This is a genomic window from Luteimonas sp. 22616, from assembly GCF_052044325.1.
Lineage (GTDB): Bacteria > Pseudomonadota > Gammaproteobacteria > Xanthomonadales > Xanthomonadaceae > Luteimonas.
Genome location: NZ_JBQEMW010000001.1, coordinates 788,961 through 811,896 on the forward strand (window position 1 = coordinate 788,961; position 22,936 = coordinate 811,896).

At 69.0% G+C, this 22,936-nt stretch carries 22 protein-coding genes; 14 read left to right on the forward strand and 8 right to left on the reverse strand.

Annotated features, from left to right (window positions below):
• Position 1: 1 nt before the first annotated feature.
• The gene (locus tag ACTJIL_RS03700) at positions 2-559 is read right to left on the reverse strand and encodes a YaeQ family protein (RefSeq protein WP_440754246.1); all 558 of its coding nucleotides are present in this window, start codon (positions 557-559) and stop codon (positions 2-4) included.
• A 152-nt stretch (positions 560-711) separates the two neighbouring features.
• On the opposite strand from ACTJIL_RS03700, the gene ACTJIL_RS03705 reads away from it, so the two are divergent.
• Both ACTJIL_RS03705 and ACTJIL_RS03710 read left to right on the forward strand, forming a co-directional pair.
• Positions 712-1,464, forward strand: a complete 753-nt coding sequence (locus ACTJIL_RS03705) for a sulfurtransferase (protein WP_440754247.1) — start codon at positions 712-714, stop codon at positions 1,462-1,464.
• Positions 1,461-1,859: a hypothetical protein gene (locus ACTJIL_RS03710; RefSeq protein ID WP_440754248.1), complete on the forward strand. Its 399-nt coding sequence runs from the start codon at positions 1,461-1,463 to the stop codon at positions 1,857-1,859. Before ACTJIL_RS03705 ends, ACTJIL_RS03710 begins: the two co-directional genes overlap by 4 nt.
• Before the next feature lie 249 nt (positions 1,860-2,108).
• Here the strand turns inward: ACTJIL_RS03710 and ACTJIL_RS03715 are convergent, their stop codons facing one another.
• Complete coding sequence (locus tag ACTJIL_RS03715) at positions 2,109-4,085, reverse strand: DEAD/DEAH box helicase (RefSeq protein WP_440754249.1); 1,977 nt, start codon at positions 4,083-4,085, stop codon at positions 2,109-2,111.
• A 186-nt stretch (positions 4,086-4,271) separates the two neighbouring features.
• Between ACTJIL_RS03715 and ACTJIL_RS03720 the strand changes: the two genes are divergently transcribed.
• The 5 genes from ACTJIL_RS03720 (at position 4,272) to ACTJIL_RS03740 (ending at position 11,433) form a co-directional block, all read left to right on the forward strand.
• Positions 4,272-5,876, forward strand: a complete 1,605-nt coding sequence (locus ACTJIL_RS03720) for a protein adenylyltransferase SelO (RefSeq protein ID WP_440755831.1) — start codon at positions 4,272-4,274, stop codon at positions 5,874-5,876.
• A gap of 477 nt (positions 5,877-6,353) precedes the next feature.
• Complete coding sequence (locus ACTJIL_RS03725) at positions 6,354-8,264, forward strand: ATP-binding cassette domain-containing protein (RefSeq protein WP_440754250.1); 1,911 nt, start codon at positions 6,354-6,356, stop codon at positions 8,262-8,264.
• Positions 8,265-8,348: 84 nt separating this feature from the next.
• The gene (locus ACTJIL_RS03730; protein WP_440754251.1) at positions 8,349-9,020 is read left to right on the forward strand and encodes a glutathione S-transferase; all 672 of its coding nucleotides are present in this window, start codon (positions 8,349-8,351) and stop codon (positions 9,018-9,020) included.
• Between the two features lie 76 nt (positions 9,021-9,096).
• Entirely contained in the window at positions 9,097-9,651 is a 555-nt protein-coding gene (locus ACTJIL_RS03735) for an SRPBCC family protein (protein ID WP_440754252.1), read from the forward strand.
• A 24-nt stretch (positions 9,652-9,675) separates the two neighbouring features.
• Positions 9,676-11,433 carry a diguanylate cyclase gene (locus ACTJIL_RS03740; protein WP_440754253.1) on the forward strand — a complete coding sequence of 586 codons (1,758 nt, stop codon included), beginning with the start codon at positions 9,676-9,678 and terminating at the stop codon, positions 11,431-11,433.
• 164 nt (positions 11,434-11,597) lie between these two features.
• Here the strand turns inward: ACTJIL_RS03740 and ACTJIL_RS03745 are convergent, their stop codons facing one another.
• Both ACTJIL_RS03745 and ACTJIL_RS03750 read right to left on the reverse strand, forming a co-directional pair.
• Positions 11,598-12,470 (reverse strand): endonuclease/exonuclease/phosphatase family protein, encoded by an 873-nt coding sequence (locus ACTJIL_RS03745; RefSeq protein ID WP_440754254.1) that lies wholly within the window; start codon positions 12,468-12,470, stop codon positions 11,598-11,600.
• Between the two features lie 286 nt (positions 12,471-12,756).
• Positions 12,757-14,532, reverse strand: a complete 1,776-nt coding sequence (locus tag ACTJIL_RS03750) for a M14 family metallopeptidase (protein ID WP_440755832.1) — start codon at positions 14,530-14,532, stop codon at positions 12,757-12,759.
• Positions 14,533-14,712: 180 nt separating this feature from the next.
• Between ACTJIL_RS03750 and ACTJIL_RS03755 the strand changes: the two genes are divergently transcribed.
• From ACTJIL_RS03755 to ACTJIL_RS03765, 3 genes are all read left to right on the forward strand, one after another.
• Positions 14,713-15,345, forward strand: a complete 633-nt coding sequence (locus ACTJIL_RS03755; RefSeq protein ID WP_440754255.1) for a glutathione S-transferase family protein — start codon at positions 14,713-14,715, stop codon at positions 15,343-15,345.
• A gap of 218 nt (positions 15,346-15,563) precedes the next feature.
• The gene (locus ACTJIL_RS03760; RefSeq protein WP_440754256.1) at positions 15,564-17,153 is read left to right on the forward strand and encodes a POT-type proton-dependent oligopeptide transporter; all 1,590 of its coding nucleotides are present in this window, start codon (positions 15,564-15,566) and stop codon (positions 17,151-17,153) included.
• On the forward strand, positions 17,153-17,773 hold the full coding sequence (locus ACTJIL_RS03765; protein ID WP_440754257.1) for a rhomboid family intramembrane serine protease: 621 nt from the start codon (positions 17,153-17,155) through the stop codon (positions 17,771-17,773). Before ACTJIL_RS03760 ends, ACTJIL_RS03765 begins: the two co-directional genes overlap by 1 nt.
• Before the next feature lie 29 nt (positions 17,774-17,802).
• On the opposite strand, the gene ACTJIL_RS03770 is transcribed toward ACTJIL_RS03765, so the two are convergent.
• A complete protein-coding gene (locus tag ACTJIL_RS03770) occupies positions 17,803-18,000 on the reverse strand; it encodes a hypothetical protein (protein ID WP_440754258.1) in 198 nt (65 codons plus the stop codon).
• A 217-nt stretch (positions 18,001-18,217) separates the two neighbouring features.
• On the opposite strand from ACTJIL_RS03770, the gene ACTJIL_RS03775 reads away from it, so the two are divergent.
• Positions 18,218-19,078: a hypothetical protein gene (locus tag ACTJIL_RS03775; RefSeq protein WP_440754259.1), complete on the forward strand. Its 861-nt coding sequence runs from the start codon at positions 18,218-18,220 to the stop codon at positions 19,076-19,078.
• Between the two features lie 69 nt (positions 19,079-19,147).
• On the forward strand, positions 19,148-19,387 hold the full coding sequence (locus ACTJIL_RS03780) for a GNAT family N-acetyltransferase (RefSeq protein WP_440755833.1): 240 nt from the start codon (positions 19,148-19,150) through the stop codon (positions 19,385-19,387).
• Between the two features lie 51 nt (positions 19,388-19,438).
• Here ACTJIL_RS03780 and ACTJIL_RS03785 read toward each other — a convergent pair whose 3' ends face one another.
• From ACTJIL_RS03785 to ACTJIL_RS03795, 3 genes are read right to left on the reverse strand one after another with little or no spacing between them, the layout of a single operon-like run.
• The gene (locus ACTJIL_RS03785) at positions 19,439-20,488 is read right to left on the reverse strand and encodes a M23 family metallopeptidase (RefSeq protein WP_440754260.1); all 1,050 of its coding nucleotides are present in this window, start codon (positions 20,486-20,488) and stop codon (positions 19,439-19,441) included.
• A complete protein-coding gene (locus ACTJIL_RS03790; RefSeq protein WP_440754261.1) occupies positions 20,488-20,829 on the reverse strand; it encodes a transcriptional regulator in 342 nt (113 codons plus the stop codon). The genes ACTJIL_RS03785 and ACTJIL_RS03790 overlap by 1 nt, the downstream gene beginning before the upstream one ends.
• The gene (locus ACTJIL_RS03795) at positions 20,826-21,470 is read right to left on the reverse strand and encodes a hypothetical protein (protein ID WP_440754262.1); all 645 of its coding nucleotides are present in this window, start codon (positions 21,468-21,470) and stop codon (positions 20,826-20,828) included. The genes ACTJIL_RS03790 and ACTJIL_RS03795 overlap by 4 nt, the downstream gene beginning before the upstream one ends.
• 146 nt (positions 21,471-21,616) lie before the next feature.
• On the opposite strand from ACTJIL_RS03795, the gene ACTJIL_RS03800 reads away from it, so the two are divergent.
• Positions 21,617-22,351 (forward strand): pseudouridine synthase, encoded by a 735-nt coding sequence (locus ACTJIL_RS03800; RefSeq protein ID WP_440754263.1) that lies wholly within the window; start codon positions 21,617-21,619, stop codon positions 22,349-22,351.
• 344 nt (positions 22,352-22,695) lie between these two features.
• Entirely contained in the window at positions 22,696-22,905 is a 210-nt protein-coding gene (locus ACTJIL_RS03805) for a cold-shock protein (protein WP_137265674.1), read from the forward strand.
• Positions 22,906-22,936: the final 31 nt, after the last annotated feature.

Genomic DNA, 22,936 nt, shown 5'->3' on the forward strand with positions numbered 1-22,936 from the left:
GTCAGTGCGTCCGCCCGGCCGGCGCCATGCGCACGCTGGATTCCACCGTCAGCGAGGTGCCCTCGCCATAGAGCTCGAACTGCCCGTCCTGCACCATGCACTGCAGGCGGATCGTGCGGTTGGCCAGCGCAGCCAGCGCGGCGACCGTGGCGCTGCCGATGTCGAGCACGGTGAGGTTGCCGATGCGCGCCAGCGCGCCGCGGTGCTTGTCCCACCAGATGTCCGAGCCGCGGCCAGCGTAGTTGACCACCACCACCTCGCGCGCACGGCCGCAGGCCTTGCGGATGCGCGCCTCGTCGGGCTGGCCGAGGTCGATCCACAGCTCGATCTCGCCGCTGAGCGACTTGCGCCACAGGTCCGGTTCGTCGTCGCTGGACAGGCCGCGGCCGAACTCGAGCGCATCGTCGGCGTGCAGCGCGAACGCCAGCAGCCGCACCATCAGGCGCTCCTCGGTTTCGGAGGGGTGCTGGGCCAGCGTCAGCGCATGGGTGGCGTAGTAGTGCCGGTCCATGTCGCTGACCTGCAGTTCGGCCTTGTAGATGGTGGATTTGAGTGCCATGCGACCCGTCGGAGGCGATTGCCGGCGCATAGTGTAGGCGTCCGCCACCACAGGCGTTGCCCGCACGCGCGGCGCGGGCGCTGCGGGAGGGTTCAGGTGTCGCGGGCCCGGGTGTCGCGGGCCCGCGGCCGCGCATTCCGTAGAATGCGGCCATGGTCACCAACATCGCCGCCTATCACTTCGTTGCCATCGACGCCCCGGACACGCTGGCCGCGCGCCTGCGCGCGCTGGCCGAAGCCGGCGCGCTGCTCGGCACCGTGCTGGTGGCCGGGGAGGGGATCAACCTGTTCCTGGCCGGCGTGGACGCCGGCATCGAGGACTTCCTGGCGCAATTGCGCGCCGATCCGCGCTTCGCCGGCCTGCAGGTGAAGTACAGCCGCAGCACCGCGCAGCCGTTCGCGCGGCTGAAGGTGAAGGTGAAGCCGGAGATCATCAGCTTCCGCCGCGACGACGCCTCGCCGCTGCGCGGACGGGCGCCCGTGGTGGCACCGGCGGACCTGTCGCGCTGGATCGCGCAGGGCCACGACGACGCCGGCCGGCGCCTGTTGCTGCTCGATACCCGCAACCGCGAGGAAGTCGCGCATGGCACCTTCGCCGGTGCACTGACCCTGCCGATCGACAATTTCACCGAGTTGCCCGAAGCGCTCGCGCCGCATCGCGAGGCGCTGGCCGACGCCACCGTGGTGAGTTTCTGCACCGGCGGCATCCGCTGCGAGAAGGCCGCGCTGTGGATGCAGGCCGAAGGCATGGACAACGTGCTGCAGCTCGACGGCGGCATCCTGGGTTACTTCGAGCAGGTGGGCGGGCAGGGCTTCGATGGCCGCTGCTTCGTGTTCGACGGGCGCATCGCGCTCGATCCGGCGCTGGCGCCGCTGGTCGATGCCGGCCTGGAGGAAGCCGCTTGAGCTGGCTCGCGCTGCTGCTGGTGCCGCTGGCGCTGTACCTGGCGTACAAGCTGGTCGGCGCGGCGCTGAAGATGGTCCTGGCCGTGGTGGTGCTGGTCGCTGTCTACTGGTGGGCGGCCCCGCACATGGGCTGGCCGACGGTGTCGGACCTGTTCTATGTCCTCGGGCCGGACTTCGACGGACGCCGCATCGAGGAGGTCGCCGACCCTTCGAACCTGGCGAAGCAGGCGACGGGCAGGGTCGTCGACGGCGTGGTGGACGAGGTCGTCCAGCGCAGCGGCATCGCTTCGCCAGAGCCCGACGCCGGGCCCGAAGCATTGCCGCCGACAGAGGCGGGGACGCCCGACACACCGGACATCCAGGCAGCGGAGCCTGCGGCGCCAGACACGCACTGACCAGACCTTGGGGTTTTGCAGGGGCACGCGTGTGTAGAGGGCGAGGCGCGCGCGTGGGGAGGGAGCAGCCCGCGCCTTGGCTGTAGCTGTCATCCCGAGCGCAGCGAGGGATCCGGCCCGCGCGTCGCAGGGCAAGATCCCTCGCTGCGCTCGGGATGACAGGGGGCAGGACAGATCGCGACATCCCGCTCTTCCGCGCACCGGCCGCAGAGCAAGCTCGCGGCTGAAGCCGCTCCTACAGAAGCGCGGTCAGCGCGGCGGGCGCTTCGGGCCCGGCCTGCGCGCGGGCAGCGGCTTGGCCCGTGGCTTGCCGGCGAACGGACGCTTGCCGCGCGGCGGCGGGGCGCCGGTATCGGCGACATCGGCGCGGCGCATCTTCAGTGACTGGCCGGAGACGTAGACGCGCTTGAGGTGTTCGAGCAGCTCGTGCGGCATGCCTTCGGGCAGGTCGACCAGGCTGTAGTCGTCGCGGATGTCGATGCGGCCGATGTAGCGGCTTTCCAGGTCCGCCTCGTTGGCGATCGCGCCGACGATGTTGCCCGGCTGCACGCCGTGGACGTGGCCCACCTCGATGCGGAAGGTTTCCATGGCGACGTCGTCGGCGCGTGGCGGGCGCGGCGCGCTTTCGCGGCGCGGCGCCTCGTCGTCGGCGAACATCGCTTCGGCGGCGTTGGGGTGCCGTGGCGACGGGGGCGGCGCGTGCCGCGCTGCGTCGTGGCCGGGACCACGCTGCGCAGGGGGAGCGTCGCGGCCGGTCGATGTTTCCGCAGGGTGGGGATGGCGCTTGACCGGCAGGCGTTCGTGGCCGTGCGTCCGCAGCTCGCCGCGGTCCTCGCGCCTGGGGTGCTGGAACGGCTCGCGCTGGAACGACTCGCGCGGCCGCTCCGGCGGCGCCTGCAGCAGGAGCGGCGTCTTGCCCTGCACCAGCTGCGCCAGCGCCGCGGCGATCTCCACCGCCGGCACGTTGTGCTCGCGCTCGTAGCGTTCGACCAGTTCGCGGAACAGCGGCAGGTCGCTGCTCTCCAGCGCCGCGCCGATCCGGCCGAGGAACTTCGCCACGCGCTGCTCGTTGACCGCTTCCACGCTGGGCAGCGCCATCTGTTCGATCGGCTGCCGCGTGGCCCGTTCGATCGCGCGCAGCATGCCGCGCTCGCGCGGGGCGACGAACAGGATCGCCTCGCCGTTGCGCCCGGCGCGGCCGGTGCGGCCGATGCGATGGACGTAGCTCTCGGTGTCGTAGGGAATGTCGTAGTTCAGCACGTGGCTGACGCGGTCCACGTCCAGTCCGCGCGCGGCCACGTCGGTCGCCACCAGGATGTCGAGCTGGCCGTCCTTGAGCCGCTGGATGGTGCGTTCGCGGGTCTTCTGCTCGACGTCGCCGTTGATCGCCGCCGCAGACAGTCCGCGCGCGGCGAGCTTCTCGGCCAGCTCCTCGGTGCCGAGCTTGGTGCGGGCGAACACGATCATCGCGTCGAACGGTTCGGCCTCGAGGATGCGGGTAAGCGCGTCGAGCTTGTTGACCCCGCTGACCATCCAGTAGCGCTGGCGGATGTTGCGCGCGGTGGAGGTCGCCGACTTGATCGCGATCTCCACCGGGTCCTTCAGGTAGGTCTGGGCGATGCGCTTGATCTGCACCGGCATCGTGGCCGAGAACAGCGCCACCTGGCGGGTCTCGGGGGTCTTCTTCAACACCGTTTCGACGTCGTCGATGAAGCCCATGCGCAGCATCTCGTCGGCCTCGTCGAGCACCAGGCAGCGCAGCTGCGAGAGGTCCAGCGAGCCGCGGGTGAGGTGGTCGATCACCCGGCCCGGGGTGCCGACGACCACATGCACGCCGCGGCGCAGCGCGTGCAGCTGCGGGCCGTAGCCCTGGCCGCCGTAGACCGGCAGCACGGAGAAGTTCGGCATGTGCACGGCGTACTTCTGGAACGCCTCGGCCACCTGGATCGCCAGCTCGCGGGTCGGCGCCAGCACCAGCGCCTGCGGCTTGCCCGGCTGCGGGTCCACCTGCGCCAGGATCGGCAGCGCGAAGGCCGCGGTCTTGCCGGTGCCGGTCTGGGCCTGGCCGAGGACATCGCGGCCGGCCAGCAGCGGCGGGATGGTCGCGGCCTGGATCGGCGAGGGCGACTCGTAGCCGACCGCCGCCAGCGCCTGCAGCAGCGTGTCGGGCAGGCCCAGATCGGTGAATTTGGGGCCCGGGGCGGGGGTGGCGTCGGCGCTGGTCATGGAAGTCTCGGGTGGTTCGTAGGCGTGGGAACGCGCTGGCGGGCCTGGCCCCGAAAGGGGCAGGCGAACGGATTGCAGTCGAAGGAGGACGCGAGGCGTTCGCGGTCGACAGTGTCGGCGGGCACGGCGCGAGTGTGCAGTTTAACCGGACAAAGGGGCGTGACCGAATAAGCTGGTGGCATGACGCTGCCTGCGCTGCACTTCGACAATGCCTTCCTGCGCGAGCTTCCGGGCGACCCGGAGGCCGGGCCGGGCATCCGCCAGGTCCACGGCGCGCTGTGGTCGCGGGTGGAGCCGGAGCCGGTGGCCGCGCCGCGGCTGCTGGCGTATTCGCGTGAAATGGCCCAGCGGCTCGGGTTCAGCGCCGAAGACGTGGCTTCGCCGGAATTCGCCGCGGTGTTCGGCGGCAATGCGCTGCTGCCGGGCATGGCGCCGTTCGCGGCCAACTACGGCGGCCACCAGTTCGGGCACTGGGCCGGGCAGCTGGGCGACGGCCGCGCGATCACGCTGGGCGAAGTGCTCGATGCCACCGGGGCACGCCACGAGCTGCAGCTCAAGGGGGCGGGGCCGACGCCGTACTCGCGCCATGCCGACGGCCGCGCGGTGCTGCGTTCGTCGGTCCGCGAATTCCTGTGCAGCGAGGCGATGCACCACCTCGGCGTGCCGACCACGCGCGCGCTGTCGCTGGTGGCCACCGGCGACGAGGTGGTGCGCGACATGTTCTACGACGGCCATCCGCGCGCCGAGCCGGGCGCGGTCGTGTGCCGGGTCGCGCCGTCGTTCCTGCGCTTCGGCAGCTTCGAGCTGCCGGCCTCGCGCAGCGAGCTGGACCTGCTGCGGCAGCTGGCGGAGTTCTGCGTCTGGCGCGATTTCCCGGAACTGCTGCCCGAACCGGCCCGCGCCCCGCTCGCCGGGCTGCGCGCGGAAGGCGCCTTCACCGAATCGCTGTTCGGCGCGTGGTTCGCGCAGGTCTGCGAGCGCACCGCGGTGACCGTGGCCGACTGGATGCGCGTGGGCTTCGTCCACGGCGTGCTCAACACCGACAACATGTCGATCCTCGGGCTGACCATCGACTATGGCCCCTATGGCTGGATCGACGACTACGACCCGGACTGGACGCCCAACACCACCGACGCGCAGGGCCGCCGCTACCGTTTCGGCTGGCAGCCGAAGGTGGCGCACTGGAACCTGGTGCGGCTGGCGCACGCGCTGTCGCCGCTGTTCGCCGGCGTGCAGCCGCTGCAGGACGGGCTGGACCGGTTCGCGGCCGTCTACGAGCGCACCGAGCGCGAACACACCGCCCGCAAGCTGGGCCTGGCCGAATGCCGCGACGAGGATGTCGAACTCGTCCAGAACCTGCATGGATTGATGCAGATCGCGGAGATCGACATGACGCTGTGGTTCCGCGGCCTGGCCGATGTCGACCCCGACGCGCCTGCGCTGGCGCCGATGGCGGCCGCGTTCTACGACGACGCCAGGCGCGGCGAATCCGAGGCGGCGCTGCTCGCCTGGCTGGCCCGCTACGCCGCGCGGCTGCGCGACGACCCGCTTTCGCCGCAGGCACGCCGTGAACGCATGCACGCCGCCAATCCGCGCTACGTGCTGCGCAATTACCTGGCGCAGCAGGCCATCGACCGCGCCGAGCAGGGCGACGACAGCGGCGTGTCCGAACTGCTCGATGTCATGCGCCGCCCGTACGACGAGCAGCCGGGCCGCGAAGCGTTCGCGCAGAAGCGGCCGGACTGGGCGCGCGACCGGGCAGGGTGTTCGATGCTGTCCTGCAGTTCGTAGGCCGAGTCCCGAGCCTCAAGTTCCGAGCTCCGAACCTCAAGTTCCGAGTCCCGAACCCCACGCTCCGGGATTCGAGCCCCAAGTTCCGAGCTCCGGGCCTCATGCTCCGGGTTCCAAACCCCAAGTTCCGAGCTCCGAGCCTCATGCTCCGGGTTCCAAACCCCAAGTTCCGGGCTCCGAACCTCAAGTTCCGAGTCCCGAACCCCAAGTCCCGAACTCCGAGCCTCAAACTCCGAGCTCCGACCCCCAATTCCGAATCCCCAAAAAGAAAACCGGCTCAATGGCCGGTTTTCTTTTCCTTCTTCGCCGCGCGCTTTTCCTTCAGCGTCTTTTCCGGCTTCTTCTTCTCTTCTTTCTTCTTGTCCAGGCTCTTGGCCATGACGGTCTCCGCTGGTTGGGTGGTCGACGCTGCGCAAATGTACGCTGGCGCGCGTCCGGCGCATAGGGCCGGGCGGCTGCGCCCCTTACACTATGCGCATGCCCCTGATCTCCCTGAATGCCGTCGACTACAGTGTCGGCGGCCCATTGCTGCTCGAACGCGTCGACCTGGCCATCGAGGCCGGCGAGCGTATCGCCCTGATCGGCCGCAACGGCGCCGGCAAGTCCACCCTGTTGCGCCTGCTGGACGGCGAGATCCGCCCCGACGACGGCGAGGTCCGCCGCGAGGGCGGGGTGCGCGTGGCGCGGCTGGAACAGGAGGTGCCCGCCGGCGCCGAAGGCAGCGTGTTCGACGTGGTGGCCGCGGGCCTGGGCGGGCTCGGCGCCGACCTGGCCGAATTCCACCGCCTTGCCCATGCCGAGGACATCGACATGGCCGCGCTGGCGGCGGTGCAGGGCCGGATCGAGGCGGCCGATGGCTGGCGCCTGGACCAGCGCGTGGTCGAGACCCTGACCCGGCTCGAACTCGACGGCGACGCGGCCTTCGCCCGCCTGTCCGGCGGCATGAAGCGGCGCGTGCTGCTGGCCCGCGCGCTGGTGTCGGCGCCCGACGTGCTGCTGCTCGACGAGCCCACCAACCACCTCGACATCGCCGCGATCGACTGGCTGGAAGGCTTCCTCAAGGGCTGGACCGGCGCGCTGGTGTTCATCACCCACGACCGCCGCTTCCTGCGCGCGCTGGCCACGCGGATCGTCGAGATCGACCGCGGCCAGGTGACCAGCTGGCCGGGCGACTGGGACAACTACCTGCGCCGCAAGGAAGAGCGGCTCAACGCCGAGGCGCAGGAGAACGCGCGTTTCGACAAGATGCTGGCGCAGGAGGAAGTCTGGATCCGCCAGGGTATCAAGGCCCGCCGCACCCGCGACGAAGGCCGCGTGCGCCGGCTCGAGGCGATGCGGGTGGAACGCGCGCAGCGCCGCGAGCAGACCGGCAACGTGCGCATGGACACCGCGCAGGCCGGCGCGTCGGGCAAGAAGGTCATCGAGGCGAAAGCGGTGTCGTTTTCCTTCGGCGACCGCGCGCTGGTGCGCGACTTTTCCACCACCATCCTGCGCGGCGACCGCATCGGCCTGATCGGCGCCAACGGCAGCGGCAAGACCACCCTGCTCAAGCTGCTGTTGGGCGAACTGCAGCCGCAGGCGGGCGAGATCCGCGTCGGCACCCAACTGCAGGTGGCCTACTTCGACCAGTACCGCGCCACGCTGCGCGAGGACTGGAATGCGCTGGAGAACGTCGCCGAGGGCCTGGAGTTCGTCGAGGTCGGCGGCAAGCGCAAGCACGTGATCGGCTACCTGCAGGACTTCCTGTTCACGCCCGAGCGCGCCCGCGCGCCGATCACCCGGCTGTCCGGCGGCGAGCGCAACCGCCTGCTGCTGGCGAAGCTGTTCGCGCAGCCGTCCAACCTGCTGGTGATGGACGAACCCACCAACGACCTCGACGTGGAAACGCTGGAGCTGCTGGAGGAACTGCTGGCCGAATACCCGGGCACGCTGCTGCTGGTCAGCCACGACCGTGACTTCATCGACAACGTCGTGACCTCGACCCTGGTGATGCAGGACGGCGGCGACGGACGCATCGGCGAATATGTCGGCGGATACAGCGACTGGGTTCGCCAGGGCCAGTCGCGGATGCGCCAGGAGCCGGGGGCCGGCCAGCCGTTCGCGGCTGCGTCGGACACGAATGCGGCAAAGACGCCGGCAGCGGAGGCCATCACTGCGCCCGCCAGCGAGAAGCGCAAGCTCGGCTACAAGGAAGCGCGTGAGCTGGAACAGCTCCCGGCCCGCATCGAGGCGCTGGAAACCCGGGTTGCCGCGCTGACCGCAGCGATGAACGAGCCCGCGTTCTACCAGCGCGACAGCGCCGCGATCAACGCGCACAACGCGGCCGTGGCCGAGGCGCAGGCCGAGCTCGACGAGGCCTATGCGCGCTGGGAAGCGCTCGAAGGCTGAGCGGCCCAAAGCCCGCGCGCCCCGATCGGCCTGCAGGAGTGCGACATCAGGTTCGGGATACACGCACGAGGGCCACAGGATTCCATGATCACCGTTCATCACCTCGAAAATTCCCGCTCCCAGCGCGTGCTGTGGCTGCTGGAAGAGCTCGGCCTCGATTACGAAATCGTGCGCTACGCGCGCGACCCGAAAACGCTGCTCGCACCGCCGGAACTGCGCGCGATCCATCCGCTCGGCAAGTCGCCGGTGGTGGTCGACGAAGGCGACGTGCTGGCCGAATCCGGCGCGATCATCGAGGCCCTGGTCGAACGCCACGACGCCGCGCATGCGCTGGCGCCGCCGCCCGGCAGCCGCGAGCGCCTGCGCTGGCGCTACTGGCTGCACTACGCCGAAGGCTCGGCGATGCCGCCACTGCTGCTGGCGCTGGTGTTCGCGCGCATCGAACAGGCGCCGATGCCCTTCTTCGCCCGCCCGGTCGCGCGCGGCATCGTCGGCAAGGCCATGGCCGGCTTCATCCGGCCGCAACTGAAGCTGCATGCCGGTTACCTCGAAGCCGAACTGGCGAAGGCGGCCTGGTTTGGCGGCGCTGACTTCAGCGCGGCCGATATCCAGATGAGCTTCCCGGTTGAAGCGCTGGCGGCGCGGCTGGGCATTGAGCGTTATCCGTACCTGCAGGACTGGCTGCAGCGCATCCACGCTCGTCCCGCCTGGCAGCGCGCGCTTGCGCGCGGCGGCCCGTACGCGCTGGTGAACTGACGTGTTGCAACCGGCCGGCCACACTTGCGCGGAGCCTCTACGCGGGGTAAACCGGCGACGCCTCCGGGGGAACGACATGCATCGAACGAAGCTGCTTGGCCTGCTGCTCGCTTGTGCGCTGGTACCCGCGGCCGTGGCGGGCGTGGTGGACGCTTCCCCGGCGGGCTTCACCGTCGAGAATTCACGCGACGTGCCGGTGGATGCGGACACGGCATGGCGGGCGCTGGTCGGCGATGTCGATCGCTGGTGGCCGAAGGACCACACGTGGTGGGGCACCGAATCGATGCTGTCCATCGAGCCGGTCGCCGGCGGCTGCTTCTGCGAACGCGCCGCCGATGGCAAGCGCAGCGCGCGGCACATGGTCGTGGCCTTCGTCGAGCCGGGAAAACTGCTGCGGCTGACCGGCGGCCTTGGCCCGATGCAGGGCATGGGCCTGCACGGCGTGATGGAATGGCGGCTGGCGCCGGCCGAAGGCGGCACGCGCATCACCCTGTTCTACCGCGCCGGCGGCTATGCGCCCGATGACCTGTCGAAACTCGCGCCGGTCGTCGACCACGTGCAGGCGCTGCAACTGGGCGCGCTGGCCGATCACCTGCGAGCCGGGCGTGCCACGCGCGGCGACGGGGACTGAGCGATGGGACAGCAGGATCCGCGCGTGGACGCCTACATCGCGAAGTCCGCTGCGTTCGCGCAGCCGATTCTGCGGCGCGTGCGTGAACTGGTCCACGAAGCCTGCCCGGGTGTCGAGGAAACCATCAAATGGGGTGCGCCGAGCTTCGTCCACGCCGGGGGCATCCTTGCCGGCATGGCGGCGTTCAAGCAGCACGCCTCGATCGGCTACTGGAAGCACGCGCTGGTGGTCGGCGAAGGCGTCGCGCGCGATGGCATGGGCAGCTACGGCAGGCTGGCGAGCGTGGACGACCTGCCGCCGCGCAGGCAGATGCTTGCGGACATCCGCCGCGCTGCGGCGTTGAACGAGCAGGGCGCCAAGGCGCCCGCCGCTCGCAAGGCCGCGCGCCCGAAACCGATGCCGGACATCCCGCCCGAATTCGCCGCCGCGCTTGCCATGCGCCGGCACGCCGGGGCGAAAGCGGCATTCGATGCCTTCGCGCCCAGCCATCGCCGCGAATACATCGAGTGGATCGCCGAGGCCCGGCGCGAGGACACCCGGGCCCGGCGCCTGGCGCCTGGCGCAGGCGCTGGAATGGCTGGCCGATGGCAAGCGTCGCCACTGGAAGTACGAAAAAGGCTGAATGCAGGCCTGCAGCGCCTGCACAGCGTGACGCAGCGCAGATTCACCGGTTCAGGCACGCGGGTATGCTGGCGAGCCAGACGGCCGGCTAACAGGGGCGACGACCGCGACATGGGCTTCCTCGAATCCCAGCTCACCGAATCCCGGGATCGGAAGTTCGTCGATCGCATGTACCGCATGCGCACGCTCGGGCTCGGTCTCGCTGCGTTGCCGATCGCATCGGTCCTGTACGAGAACGACGCTGCCTACTGGGTCTGGGGCCTGCTGCTGCTCAATGCCCTGGCCTGGTCGCACCTGGCCTTGTGGCTGGCGCGGCGCAGTGGCGACCCGCGGGATGCCGAGTTCCGCAACCTGGTGTTCGACTCGATGGCGGGCGGCGCATGGGTGGCGATCATGCAGTTCAACCTGCTGCCCAGTGCGCTGCTGGTGACCATGCTGACGATCGACAAGATCGGCGTGGCGGGCTGGCGCTTCCTCGCGCGGACCGTGCCGGCGCAGGTGGCCGCCTGCGTGGTGGTGTCGGCGCTGCTCGGATTCCCGGTGCGGCTGGAGAGCAGCATGCTCGTCATCGTCGCCTCCCTGCCGTTCATGCTGGTCTATCCGCTGGCGCTGAGCACGGTGACCTACGCGCTCAGCCATCGCGTGAAACGCCAGAACCGCCAGCTCGAACGGCTCAACCGGATCGACGTGCTGACCGGACTGCCTAACCGCCGCCACTGGGACGAAGTTGCCGACACCGAGCTCGCACGCTACCTGCGCTATCGCCGTCCGGCCGTGGTGATGCTGATCGACGTCGACAATTTCAAGGAAGTCAACGACGCGCACGGCCATGCCGCCGGCGACGACGTGCTGCGCCGGGTGGCGCAGGTGCTGCGCTCCTGCGTGCGCGAGGTTGACACGCCGGCCCGCTACGGCGGCGACGAGTTCGCGATGCTGCTCGCGGAGACCGACGTCAGGGGCGCGCGCGAAGTGGCCGAACGCGTGCGCACGCGCTTCCTCAGCGAACGGGGTGCCAAGGCCGCCGCCGAACACTGCACGCTGAGCATCGGCTTGGCCGAAGCCGATCGGTTGCTGGTCGACGCCGACGACTGGGTGCGGCGCGCGGATGCGGCCATGTATGGCGCAAAGGCCGCAGGCCGCGACCGGGTCAACGTGGCCTGAGGCGCCGGTACCCGCGCGCAGCGCGAACACCTCCCGGCAGCTAAGCAGCGCTTGAGGCCCTCCCCTTCAAGGGGAGGGTTGGGTGGGGATGGGTTCGCCCCCGATCGCGGAGTCCCCAGCAACATGCGCCTCCTGCGACGCGCTTCCATGAGCCCCGCCGCGCGCTACTGTCCCGCCGGCTCCGCGAACCGGAACCCCACCAGCACGCCGTAATGGTCCGACGCCCAGGTTCCCGCCGCATCGGGCCGGTCGAGGATCACCTTCGCCTGCATCGGGACGAACGCACCACGCTGCAGCAACACCTGGTCGATGTGCCGTGGCGGGTACTGCTCGAGATTGAGCGTGCTGTGCGCGCAATCGCCGGGCGCCATGCCCGGATGCATCGCGGCATAGGCATCGAGGAACGGAGCGAGCAGCGGCTGCAGCTCCGGCGCGTCCATCGAGGCGTTGAGGTCGCCGGCCAGCACCGAGGGCAGGCCGCCGTCGGTGGCTGAGATGTAGCGCAGGACATCGCCGGCCTGCTCGGCGCGGATCGCGCCGCCCTGGTCGGTCCAGTGCAGGTGGGTGTCGTAGACGTTGATTTCGCGGCCGTCGATGGCGATCCGGACCCGGACGATGGTGCGGAAGTCGTCGAGCGGTTCGAGCGCCTTCCAGTCCCGGGCGAGGATCGGGTGGCGGCTGAGGATCGCGTTGCCGAAGCGCTGCGCCTTGCCGGGTGCGTCGACCGACGCGAACACGTACTCGTAGCCCAGCGCTTCGGCCAGCGTCCGGGCCTGGTTGGGCAGCTCATCGTGCTGGAACACTTCCTGCAGCGCGATCAGGTCCGGATGCAGTTCGCGCAGCGCGGCGACGATCAGCTTCTCGCGCTTCGGCCACTCGCCCTTGTCGTGCCAGAGGTTGAGGGTGACCAGGGTCAGTTCCGGCGAATGCGTGTCGGCACCCATCCTGGGCGCCGGTGTCGAAGCGCATGCCGCCAGCGTGAGTGCCAGTACCAGCGCCAACAGGCGCACGGGCGAAGAGGTGGCGATGACGTGCATGCGGGGCTCCGGTGGCTCGGGTGGCGGCATCGCCAGCATGGAATGCAACGATAGCGCCTGGCTCGCGAACGCAATGTCAGCGGCGAATGGCGCTGGTTGGCGCTGCGATGCCTGGAGTGGCCACTGGCCACTCCAATGTGCTCGTCATTCCCGCCCAGGCGGGAATCCAGGAGGCATGAATGAGATCACTCCAGCCGCGAGCGTTCTTCCTGCCAGTCGAAGAGCTCGCGGCTGAAGCCGCTCCTGCGGATTGCAGTGGATCGGTTCCCTCGGGCTTGCCCGCGCCTCAGCGCGCTGCCGGCACCGTCGCCGTCCGCACCACCGGATACAGGTTGTAGCGCTCGTCCCAGGATGGATGCAGGCGATAGAAGAAGTCCAGCCGCGCACGCGGGCTCGCCGCGAATTCCGCGTCTTCGCGCAGCTTCTGCTCGAAGCGCGCCTTCAGCGCCGGATCCTTCGCCAGCATCCCGCGCGCGACTTCCTCGGCCACGTAGGGCTCCATGTATTCCTTGCGCTCGAAAGCGTTGTTGAATTCTCCCCAGGCGGCGAGCGCATCGGGCGCCTGCGGTTCCAGCAGTGCCATCACCAGCCGCGCCTTCGGCTGCGCGATCGGGACGAACAGCGCGCCGGCGGCGACGTCGCGCGTTTCGGGTTTCCAGCCGCCTTCCAGCGCCAGCCGCTGGTGGCCTTCTACCGACGTTGCATCGAACGACGCCTGGTCGGCGCGGAAGGTCTCGACCTTCGCCGCTGGCAGGGCCGCGCCCAGTTTGCGGAAGCCGATGCCGTGCTGCGCGAGCTTCTCTCCCACCCAGGCCGCGTGCGCGGCCGGCACGAGGTAGCCGCCCTTCGGCGCGACGATGCTGCGGCCGGGCACGATCTCGTCGCGCAGCGGCAGCGTCCACAGCTGCGGCGTGTCCTCGTCGTAATGGGTCATCAGCGCGCCGGAGATGTCCGACGGCGTGCGCGTGTAGGCGTAACCGAGGAAGTCGACGGTGCGCACCTTGTCGGTGGCCTTCCAGTCCAGTGCCACCGGCTTGCCGCCGAGCTTCGCCGCGCGGTCGTCCGCGGCATGCGCATCGCGCAGCCAGTCGTGGCCATGCAGCGCGGTCTGTTCGAGCAGGGCGACGATGGTGTCGCGGGTGATCTTCACCCGCACCGGGTATTCCTTCCACGAATGGGTTTCGACCAGCATGCCGAAGCGGTTGCGCAGCTGGAAATAGCCATGCGAAAAGCGCGGCGGGGCGACGCCGTCGACGAAGCCGGACGCCGGATTGTCCTCTTCGACGAACGAGGGATAGAACGTCAGCGGGTGCGCGCCCTGCGCCGCGACCGCCTCGACGATGGCGCCGCGCAGTGCGAGGCCGTCCGTGCGGAGCTGCATGTCGCCGGCGTGCACCGGCTCGATCTGGTACGACACGTCCTGGCGGAACTTGGCGCCGTCGGTCACGTGCAGGTCGACGTAGACGATCGGGTCCCAGGCGTTCACCAGCGCCAGCATCGCCTGCATTTCGGGCGCGTCGGCCTTCAGGTAGTCGCGGTTGAGGTTGTAGTTCTGCGCGGTGGTGCGCCAGCCCATTTCCTCCGGGCCGCGCTGGTTGGGGCGGTTCCAGCGGCCGAAGCGCTCGTGGCCGTCGATGTTGAACATCGGCACGAACAGCAGCACCTGTTTGTCGAGCGCTCCCGACGCGGCCTTGCCGTCGAGCGCCTCGCGCAGGGCGAGGAAGCCGGCGTCCTTGCCGTCGCTCTCGCCGGCGTGGATGCCGCCCTGGACCAGCAGCACCGGGATGCCCTTCGCGCGCGCCTGTTCCGGCGTGAACGCACCGCTGCGGGTGGCGACCAGCGCCTTCATCGGCCGGCCTTCCGGCGTGGTGCCGAAGTCGATGCAATGCACGGCGTCGGGGTAGCGCTGCGCGAATGCGGTGCAAAGCGCGACCACCTCGTCATAGCGGCCGGTCTGGATGAAGCCGGAGCGTTCGGAGACCGTGGTCAGAGGGGCATCCTGCGCGGTCGCCGGCAGCGGCAGCAGGGTGGCGGCGAAAAGCAGGGCGGCGAAAGACGGCAGCAGGCGCATGTCGATACCAGGCGGGGCGGAACGTGGATGATGCCGCAACGCACGCCTGCCGGCAGTGCCTTTCCCCGCATATCGTGCGGGACCGCTGGAATTCGCGTCCGTGCCCCGTTTTGCCGATCGTGGCCGAAGCCTTCCATAATGCGGCGGCCACTTCCCCCGGAGTCCAGGCGCATGCACACGCTCTACTACTCGCCGGGCGCCGCCAGCATGGTGGTGCATTGGCTGCTGATCGAGCTCGGCATCGCGCACGAGCTGTCGCTGGTCGACTTCGAATCGCGCGCGCAGAAATCTGCCGCCTATCTCGCGCTCAACCCCAACGGGGTGGTGCCGACGCTGGTGATCGACGGCCGGCCGCACACCGAGGCCGCGGCGCTGCTGGTGCACCTGGCCGACACGCACCCGGCGGCGCGGCTGTCGCCGCCGGTCGACGCGCCGCGGCGCCTGGATTTCCTGGCGTGGATGTTCCACCTGGCCAACGTGGTGCAACCGCTGTTCCGGATGTGGTGGTACCCGCACGAACCGGCGGGCGAGGGCTGCGAGGAAGCGGTGCACGGCGCCACGCGCGCGCGCATCGAGGCCGAATGGGCGCTGATCGATGCCCATCTCGGCCAGCACGGGCCGTACCTGCTTGGCGAGTACCCCTGCGCCGCGGATTTCTACCTCACGATGCTGATGCGCTGGTCGCGCAACATGCCGAAGCCGGCGACGGCGTGGCCGAACCTGGAAGCGCTGGCTGGTCGCATGAAGGCCCTGCCGTCGTTCCACGCGCTGTACGAGCGCGAAGGGCTGGCGGAGTGGGCCTGAGGCGCGCTTCCTTCTCCCTTTGGGAAAGGATGGCCCGCAGGGTTGGATGAGGCGGCGGCAAGGCGATCGTGGTTTGAGCCGTCGCGATCGCGCCGTACCCTCACCCCAACCCTTCTCCCGAGGGGAGAGGGGCCTCAACGCCGGGTGTGGCCCGCACCAGGCCGCCCGGGCAGCGCCATCGGTTACGCTTGCCCCCTGATCCCGACCAAGACTCCCGGATGACCACACCCGCTGCGGCCATCGACCGCCCCGCGAAACTGCCCCGGCAGATCCCCTACATCATCGGCAACGAAGGCTGCGAGCGCTTCAGCTTCTACGGGATGCGCAACATCCTGGTGCCGTTCCTGATCAGCAGCCTGCTGCTGGCCTACCTGCCGGAAAGCGAGCGCGGCGGCGCGGCGAAGGACATCTTCCATACCTTCGTCATCGGCGTGTACTTCTTCCCGCTGCTGGGCGGCTGGATCTCCGACCGCTTCTTCGGCAAGTACAACACCGTGCTGTGGCTGTCGCTGGTGTACTGCGCCGGCCATGCCTGCCTCGCGTTGTTCGAGGACAGCCGCACCGGCTTCTACACCGGCCTGTTCCTGATTGCGCTGGGGTCCGGCGGCATCAAGCCGCTGGTGTCGGCGTTCGTCGGCGACCAGTTCGACCGCACCAACAAGCACCTGGCGAAGGTGGTCTACGACGCCTTCTACTGGATCATCAACCTCGGTTCGTTCTTCGCATCCTTGCTGATGCCGATCTTCCTGCGCGAGTACGGGCCTGGCGTCGCATTCGGCATCCCGGGCGTGCTGATGTTCGTCGCCACGGTGATCTTCTGGAGCGGCCGCAAGAAGTACGTGCACGTGCCGCCGGCGCCGCCGGACCCGCACTCGTTCCTGCGCGTGGTGCGCACGGCGCTGTTCACGCACGCGCCGGGGCAGGGCCGGGCAGGGTTGGTGGTGTTCGCCATTGGTGCCGTACTGGCGGTGGTGGCGCTGGGCTGGCTGGTGCGCGACGACTTCGTGATCGCGGTGCTGCTGGCGCTGGGCCTGCTGCTGGCCTTCGGCGGCCTTGGCGCGTCGATGCAGCTCGAGCGCGCGCGCGGCGTGCACCCGCAGCACGCGATCGACGGCGTACGCGCGGTGTTGCGGATCCTGATCGTGTTCGCGCTGGTCACGCCGTTCTGGTCGCTGTTCGACCAGAAGGCCTCGACCTGGGTGATCCAGGGCGGCGCGATGACGATGCCGCACGACCAGTGGTGGTGGCCGAGCTGGCTGGTCAAGGCGCCGGCGCAGATGCAGGCGCTGAACCCGTTGCTGGTGATGCTGCTGATCCCGTTCAACAACCTGGTGCTGTTCCCGGCGCTGCGGCGGATGGGGCTGGAGATCACCTCGCTGCGGCGGATGGGCGCGGGCATCGCGTTTTCCGGGCTGGCGTGGATCGTCGCGGGCATGATCCAGCTGGCGATCGATGGCGGCGACGCGGTCTCGATCGCCTGGCAGATCGCGCCGTATGCGCTGCTGACGCTCGGCGAGGTGCTGGTCTCGGCGACAGGCCTGGAGTTCGCCTACAGCCAGGCGCCGCCGTCGATGAAGGGCACGATCATGAGCTTCTGGCTGCTGTCGGTGTCGTACGGCAACCTGTGGGTGCTGATCACCAACGCCGCGGTGCGCAACGAGGCGGTGACCACCCAGATCGCGGGCACCGGCCTGACCGAGAACGCGTTCCTGATGTTCTTCTTCGCCGTGTTCGCCCTGCTCACCGCGCTGGTGTTCGCGCTGTACGCCAGGCGCTATCCGATGCAGGACAACTACCGGGCCGCCTGATGAACCTCTCGATCACGATCGTCATCGTCGCCGCCACCTGCCTCGTCTCGTGGCTGGCGTTCAACAACCGGCAGTTGCTTGACCGGCTGATCCTGTGGCCGCCTGCGGTGGACCGGTTCAAGCAGTACGACCGGCTGGTCACGCACGGTTTCATCCATGCCGACCTCGGCCACCTGCTGTTCAACATGATCACGCTGTTCTTCTTCGGCCGGCCGGTCGAACAGGTGTTCGTGGAGCGGATCGGTGCGTTCGGCTTCGTGCTGTTCTACCTGTCGGCGATCGTGATCGCGATCCTGCCCACGTACATGAAGCACCGCCATGACGCGCAATACCGGAGCCTGGGCGCCTCGGGCGCGGTCTCGGCGGTGCTGTTCGCCTTCATCCTGATGGCACCGTGGACCGGGATCTACATCTTCTTCATCCCGATCCCGATCCCGGCGATCCTCTACGCGGTGTTCTATGTCGGTTACAGCATCTGGATGGACCGGCGCGGGACCGACAACGTCAACCACAGCGCCCACCTGTGGGGCGCCGGCTATGGCGTGATGTTCGCGTTGCTCATGGAGCCCGCGCTGTTTTCGCACTTCCTCACCGAACTGGCGAACCCGGAGTTCGGCTAGCAGGGCTGGCCGCGGCCTGCCCGCGGTACTTAGGCGGCGGCGGTCTGGACCTGGATTGCGCCTGCCCGCAGGGCGGTGTGGCCCTCGCTGCCGTAGGCCTGTTCCAGGCGTCCATAGATCATCGAATCGAGCTGGCTGTACTCGCAGTTGTCGGTGTCGCCGTTGCGGGCGAGTTCGAACAACCGGGTGACGGCTTCGTGCTCGGCGTTTTCGCTCTGGTCGTACATGGTGGTCTCCTTCTCTCTCGGCGAAGGAGGAAGCAGCAAGCGTGCCAATAGGTTTGCGCGGCCCGGGCGTGCCCTGTACGTGACGCAGCGTGTCAGCAATCCGCGCGCCGCGGCCGCTGAATGACACCCCAAGGCCAGGCCGTCGCGCTCACCCGGAGTGAATGGCGCCGATGCTATTGCTGTCCCTGCAACCCATCCAGGCGGAGACGGAGGCGAAATGGCGACCACCCGCAAGGCAACCCGGGCCGTGAAGAAGGCCACCACGAAGGCCGCGACAAAAACCGGGACCACGGCGCGCAAGAAAGCGCCTGCCCGCAAAGCGGGCGCGAAGCGCACCACCGCCATCAAGACGGCCGCGTCCCGGCGCGTGGTGAAGAAGGCCGCGGCACGCAGGGCGCCTGCGAAGAAGGCGGCGGCGAAACGGCCGGTGGCAGGAAAGGCGGCCGCGAAAAAGACCATGGCCAGGAAATCGGCAGCGACGAAGGTGTCTTCGCGAAAGGCGACACCGGCGAAGGTTGCCAAGAAGGCCGTGACCAGGAAGACAGCCGCGAAGAAGGCGGCAGGACTGGGCACTGCGAAAAAGGTTGTCGTGAAGAAAACGCCGCTGCGGACGGCGGCGAAGAAGACTGTCGTAAAGAAGGCAGCTGCAGGCCCCGCGGCGAAGAAGGCCGCGAAGAAGGCGGTCGCGAGGACAGCGGGCAAGCCTGCGCCCCGGAAGCGCACGGCCAAGGTGGCGAAGGTATCGGCAAGGCCAGCGCCCAGGAGGGCAGTCGGCAAACCTGCCGCCAGGGCGTCGTCGGGGCGGAAGCCAGCTGCGAAGCCGCATCCCATCACCCCCGAGCAGGCGCTGGAGAACACCCGCAAGCTGCTCGAAGCCAAGCAGCAACACGACCGCGAGACGCCAACCTGGCAGCAGCTGGATGGCAGTCACGTCGCGGGCGTGCAGGGCGGTTACCAGTCGGATGAGGCCGCGGCCAAGGCCACCGAGCTGCACGCGGCCGAGAGCCGGCTGCAGGCCATCCAGGGCAGCATCGGCACGCAGGATCGCCACAACCAGGGCAAGCGCGATAATCGCTGAGCCCGCAGGCAGGAGAGAAGTTTGGACATCACTACCGCGATCCGCCACGAAGGCGACCGCCATCGTTTCATGGTCAACGAACAGGGCAGCGAAGCCTTCGTCGAGTACGCACGCGATGGTGACGTGCTCGTCATCACCCACACCGTCGTCCCGCCGGAGATCGGCGGCCGCGGCATCGCGGGGAAGCTGGTGGAAGCCGCGCTGCAGTACGCCCGCGGCGAAGGTCTGAAGGTGCGTCCAGACTGTTCCTACGCCGAGGCGTACATGCGGCGCCATCCGGAGCACGCGGACCTGCTGGCCCCGGCGTGAGCCATGGGCCATCCGCGGCCACGACCGGCGCGGATGGCCCGGATCGAGTGACTACTTCGAAGCCGCTGGTGTCAGCGGCGCGATGAGCTGTCCCTTCACCGGCTCGCCGCGTTCCACGGCCTTGCCGTCGGCGGTGTAGTGCTCGAAGAACACCGGCAGGCCGTCGCCCTCACCGAACTTCGGCGCGTCCTGCAGGTGGAAGTGCAGGTGCGGTTCGCTGGTGTTACCGCTGTTGCCGCAGCGCCCGAGTTCCTCGCCTGCGGCCACCTGCTGGCCGGCTTTCACGGCGACGCTGCCCTCGCGCAGGTGCGCGAGCATCGCGTATTCGCCGTTGCCGAGGTCGAGCATGATGTGGTTGCCCGCGATCGCTTCGGTGTTGCGGGTACCAATCGCCTGGTCAGGCAGGCCATCGATGGCCTCCAGCACGGTGGCATCGGCCGGCGCGAGGATCGGCTCGTTCCAGCAGTAGTAGTCCTCGAGCGCCTTGCCATCGCCGCGGTGGCTGCTGCCGTCCACGCGCTTGACCAGGTCGTAGGCGAAGCGCTGGCCACGCACGGCGGCGTGGTAGTTCTGCTCGATCGTGTGGCCGCCCCAGAACACGTACCAGGCGCCGTCGAACGGCATGCGCAGGTGCGCCTTGGTCTGGTAGTCGAGGTGCGGCGAGGGCGCGGCCTCCAGCTTCGGACGCACGAAGAAGCCCTGCACCTTGCCTTCGCCATCGGTGGCCCATTGCATCACGATCGGCATCGGCGCCTTGCTCCAGCGTGCGACGCGCACGTAGACGCGCAGTCCCGACTGCTCGACCACCTGCTCGTCCAGCAACGACTGTTCCTCGCCGAGGTCGCGCGCCAGCTGCGCGCGGAACTGCACCAGCGCTTCGGCGTTGCCCAGCCCCTCGCGCATCGGTGCGCCCATGCGCGCCCAGACCGCCGCGGTGTCGCCGGCGAGGAACAGGCGCGAGAGCTCGCGCCCCTCGGACATGCCGGGATTCGCTGCGGCTTCGGCTGCAGGCGAGTGTTCGGCCGCGGACTGCGCAGGCGCGGTAAGCGGAAGCGCGGCGAGCGCCAGCGACAGCGCGGTGGCAAGGATCGGGTTCGACATCAGTCTTGCTCCTGGTCGGTGGGTGGAACGGAATCGATCAGTGCGGCGATCTGCCGGCGGTAGCGCTGCAGCGCCTCGCGGCCGGCGTCGGTGATCGCCGCGCGGGTGAGCGGCCGCTTGCCGCGGAAGCTCTTGTGTATCGCGACCAGCCCGGCGGACTCGAGTTTCGACAGGTGGCTCGACAGGTTGCCCTTGCTGAGCCGGCACACGGTTTCGAGGAAACCGAATTCAACCAGTTCGGCGCCGCTGAGCACGGTCAGGATCGCCAGCCGCGCTGGTTCGTGGACCAGCCGGTCGACGGCGAGCACCGCGTCGATCGCGTCCTGGGTGCCGCTTTTCATGCGCTGGCGTCCCGGGCGTGGTCGGCGCCAGGCAGGCCGAGCTCGTCGCGCAGGCGGAGGTAGTCGCGATGCTCGCGCCAGCCGGTGCCGATGGCGATGGCGGCGTACAGCGCGGCGATCAGGATCCAGTACCAGGGGTAGTGGTCGCCGGCGATCACCACCGCGGCCTGGCAGACCAGCAACACGCCGACCAGGAAATCACCGACCGACCAGAACCAGCGTGCGGCGACCAGCGGCATCGCCGCGACGATCGCGATGTAGGCGATCCCGGGCCACTGCCAGGCGCGGGCGCCTGCCGCCCAGACCACGCCACCGACGATCAGCAGCGACATCACCGCCAGGTAAGCCACCATCCACAGGTGCATGCGGCGCTGCTTGTCCGAGAGCCGTTCGCGCGCGGCGCCTGCGCGCTGGTAGTAGAAGGCACGCAGCAGTTCCTTCGACAGCAGCCACAGCAGCGGCGCGCCGACCAGCGCGTAGCGCAGGGCGGGGGTGAGTTCCGTGGTCGCGCCGACCACGAACGCGGCCAGGCACAGGATGCCGCCGATCACCAGGCTCAGCCCGCCGGCGCTGCGGGAGTAACGGGCGTAGCGGCTGGTGTTCTCGGCGAGGCGGGACAGATTGCTGGTGTCGTTCTGCATTTCATTGGTTCACTCAATGACTGCAAATAGGTTTGCATCACAAACTATGTTTGTCAAGTCCGGGCGTCGCAGCGTTCCGGCAGGTGTGGCGGCTGCCCTCGGCGTGCCGCGAGGTGGCCAATCTGCGAGACTGCGCGCCCGCCGCCATGCCCGACCGCCCGACCCGGATGCGACTCAACAAGCACATCAGCGACACCGGTTTCTGCTCGCGGCGCGAAGCCGACCGGCTGGTCGGCGAAGGCCGGGTCACCGTCAATGGCCAGCGCGCGCGCATCGGCGCCGAAGTCGGCGAGGGCGACGAGGTCAAGGTCGACGGCCAGGCATTGCGCGCGCGTACCGCAGCCAAGGGCCAGCGCAGGCATGTCTACATCGCGCTGAACAAGCCGGCCGGCATCACCTGCACCACCGAATCGGCGGTGCGGGGCAACATCGTCGACTTCATCGGCCACGAGCAGCGGATCTTCCCGATCGGGCGCCTGGACAAGGATTCCGAGGGTCTGATCCTGCTGACCAGCAACGGCGACATCGTCAACGCCATCCTGCGGGCGGAGAACAAACTGGAGAAGGAATACCTGGTGGCCGTGAACCTTCCGGTCACCGACGAATTCCTGCGCGGCATTGCCCGCGGCGTGCCTGTCCATGGCCAGACCACGCTGCCCTGCAAGACCGGGAAGCTGGGCAAGTTCGGCTTCCGGGTCGTGCTGGTGCAGGGCCTGAACCGGCAGATCCGGCTGATGGCGGCGTACTTCAAGTATCGGGTCAAGCAGCTGGTGCGGGTGCGGATCGGCGCGGTGAAGCTGGGGCGCCTGAAGCCGGGCCAGTGGCGCAATCTCACCGACGCCGAGCTGCAAGGCCTGCTGCCCCGGCGGGAGGAGTGGTAGCGCCGCTGGGCGCGGTTGCGGGGGACCTGTGCGGCGCGGGAAAGCGTGGACGGATCCCATGGCCGGAACGGCGTCCGTTCAACGTTTTTGCGGCCCGGCGGGGCGGGTGTTGCCGGGTCGCCCGGGGGATCGCCACCCTGGGGTAAACCCCATTCACACTTCTGGCGAAAAGTGCGGTAAGGTGCGCGCACTGTTCAAAGCCGGGATCACGGTACATCGTGGTTTCGATGCGGTAGATCTGCCGATCCGCTCCATCGCTTCGCGTTACCCCTTGCTGACACAGTCGCGGATCCGCCTGAAACGGACCGTGTATCCCAAAAAACTGTTCCAAGGAGTAACACATCATGTCCGATCGTCAGACCGGTACCGTCAAGTGGTTCAACGACGCCAAGGGCTTCGGCTTCATCACCCCGGAAAGCGGCCAGGACCTGTTCGTCCATTTCCGCTCGATCCAGGGCAGCGGCTTCAAGTCGCTGCAGGAAGGCCAGAAGGTCTCGTTCAAGGTCGTGCAGGGCCAGAAGGGCCTGCAGGCCGACGAAGTGCAGGCTCTCTAAGCCAGCACCCAGTCAGTCGCAACACCAGAGC